Source organism: Pauljensenia hongkongensis, from assembly GCF_001746855.1.
In the GTDB taxonomy this organism is placed as follows: Bacteria; Actinomycetota; Actinomycetes; order Actinomycetales; family Actinomycetaceae; genus Pauljensenia; species Pauljensenia hongkongensis.
In genome coordinates this window covers 433188-433913 of the sequence record NZ_CP017298.1, presented here as the reverse complement: position 1 = coordinate 433913, position 726 = coordinate 433188, and the positions used below count along the sequence as shown (strand labels likewise).

Below are 726 nucleotides of genomic sequence, written 5' to 3'. Positions count from 1 at the left end.
CCCACGGCTCGTGGCCGTGGGCGTTGTCCGGTCCGCCCTGGATCCGGGCGGTTGTAGTCCTTCAGATCGCGCGGACGACCCGGTCGGACTTCAGGCACTTGGTGCAGACGTTGAGGCGCTTGGGCGTCCCATCGACCAGGGCGCGCACGCGCTGGATGTTCGGATTCCACCGGCGGTTGGTGCGAACGTGCGAGTGCGACACGCTCTTGCCGAAGCCGGGTCCCTTACCGCACACGTCACAAACGGCAGCCACGATGATCTCCTCGGTTCTCCATCTCGGTTCAGTCCTCCGCGCTGATCGCGGAGCCCTGGCGGTGTTCCCACCGCGGGCAACCATGACAGAATAGCGGAAAGGGCCCACGGCGTCCAAGTCTCGCGGCGCCCGGCGGGTGTCGCCTCGCCCACAGCGGCGGACCCCCATCAGCGCGGCGGGCCGCCCGCCGCAGTGCCGTGCGGCACAATGGGCGCAGAACGGAACGGAGGCGGAACATGGAGCCACAGGCATCGGTCCTCGCGGCCGCGATGGCGTCGGCGGCGGAGGAGGCCCGGCGCCTCGCCCCCTTCCTCAACGACCTCGACGGCTGGGACGGCTCCGACTGCGACACGGGCTCGAACGCCGCGGCCACCCTGGCCGCCATGGCCCGCGCCCTGGCCGCCCTGGACCCGGGCGCCCCCTTGTCCACGGCCGTCGAGGCGTGCGCGCGCACGGCCGTGCGCCAGGGGGTG

The 726-nt window shown here is 72.2% G+C and carries 1 protein-coding gene and 1 pseudogene; one reads left to right on the top strand and one right to left on the bottom strand.

From position 1 onward, the window contains the following. Nucleotides 1-61 precede the first annotated feature (61 nt). Entirely contained in the window at nt 62-253 is a 192-nt protein-coding gene (gene rpmB / locus BH719_RS01795) for a 50S ribosomal protein L28 (RefSeq protein WP_005868098.1), read from the bottom strand. A 236-nt stretch (nt 254-489) separates the two neighbouring features. Between rpmB and BH719_RS09490 the strand changes: the two are divergent. Next, nucleotides 490-726, top strand: a pseudogene (locus BH719_RS09490) (hypothetical protein); the annotation flags it as partial.